1 protein-coding gene and 1 pseudogene are annotated in these 1,549 nt (G+C 30.1%); one reads left to right on the forward strand and one right to left on the reverse strand.

All coding sequences use genetic code 11. The annotated features are described in order from the left end of the window. Positions 1 to 229: 229 nt before the first annotated feature. Complete coding sequence (locus tag I6U51_RS24530; protein WP_211145164.1) at positions 230 to 979, forward strand: peptidylprolyl isomerase; 750 nt, start codon at positions 230 to 232, stop codon at positions 977 to 979. 137 nt (positions 980 to 1,116) lie between these two features. Here I6U51_RS24530 and I6U51_RS24535 read toward each other — a convergent pair. Continuing rightward, a pseudogene (locus tag I6U51_RS24535) lies at positions 1,117 to 1,209 on the reverse strand (transposase); the annotation flags it as partial. Between the last annotated feature and the right edge of the window lie 340 nt (positions 1,210 to 1,549).

The following is a 1,549-nucleotide window of genomic DNA, read 5'->3' on the forward strand; positions in this document are numbered from 1 at the left end:
GATTCCTGGTCTGGCCACCAAAACCCTAGTTTTAAAAACTAGGGTTTTTTTGTACATTGAAACAGGATGGTCATTAAGGGATGTTTAAAAGAGCTTCAGAAATGAGTACGTGAAAAAAGACTTACTTTCGTTGTAAAAAACAATTATTTTGTATACAATTATAGAAAAATAATCAAAGTTATGTCATAATTGATAATGTTAAATAAATTACAAATTAAGGAGAAAAGTTATGGAAAATAAAGTATTGGCAGTTGTAAATGGTGCAAAGATAACAGAAGGGGATTTACAAGGTGCTATAATGAGATTCCCTAGAGAAAGACAAGGATATTTAAATACATATAATGGAAAAAAACAGTTACTAGAAGAAATGATATCTTTTGAACTAATTTATAACTATGCAAAAGATTCTGGTATGGAAAATGAGAAAGAATATGTTGATTTATTAGAAAGAGCTAAAAAAGAAATATTGACTCAGACTGCAATATCAAAGGTAATGGCACAGGTAACTGTTACTGATTCAGAGGTAACAGATTATTATAATGCTAATCAACAAATGTTTGTTGAGCCAGAAATGGTAAGTGCTAAACATATACTAGTTGAAACAAAAGAAAAAGCAGAAGAAATAATAAGTGAAATAAATGCTGGGTTATCATTTGAAGAAGCTGCTCAAAAATATTCATCATGCCCATCAAAAGATCAGGGAGGTAATCTTGGAAGTTTTTCAAGAGGTCAAATGGTTCCAGAATTTGAAGAAGCAGCATTTAACCTTGAAATAGGAGTAGTAAGCGAGCCTGTAAAGACTCAATTTGGTTATCACCTAATAAAGGTAGAAGAAAAAATTGAAAGTAAAGCTAAGCAATTTAACGAAGTAGAAGGTATGATAAAGAATACTTTATTACAACAAAGACAAACATTCAAATACTCACAACTTAATGGCGAGTTAAGAGAAAAGTATACTGTAGAAATAGTAAACGAATAATGTAAAGGGGATGTCTCAAAATGATTGAAAAATCATTCGAAGGGACCTTCCCTTTTATTAGTTGCTTTAATTTCAGCAAGTCTTTCGGTTCTAAATCTTGCAACTATATTGTAATCCAAGGCCTTTCGGCCTTATAGAAGCCAAATGAAATTAATATCTCTTCTGCAAGCCTGCTCTATCTTTCTGCTTGAGAAAATATTGTTCATATACGCATAAACTAATATTTTAAGACAGCCCCTTTTTAATATATAATCGATTTTGTCCAATAAACTGAATCAGGTGTATCAATAACTTAAATATTGAGTATATGTGAGGATAATAAAGAATTACTGTATTAATCTTATAAAATAATGATTATAACAAATGTTTTATACAATGAATCATGATAAGATAACATTCGTCGCTTGAGTGAGCGGCAAACAAGTTAAAAAAGTTAGTCAAAAATGTGTTGACAACAAGCTAACTTGTATGATATTATAATGAAGCTGTCAAGAGCAGCTAAGCTTAACAAAAAGAATTTAAAAAAAGTTCTTGACAAAGTTAAGTAAATATGAGAAACTATATAAGCTG

It is taken from the genome of Clostridium aciditolerans, assembly GCF_016316925.1.
GTDB classification, from domain to species: Bacteria; Bacillota; Clostridia; order Clostridiales; family Clostridiaceae; genus Clostridium_AM; species Clostridium_AM aciditolerans.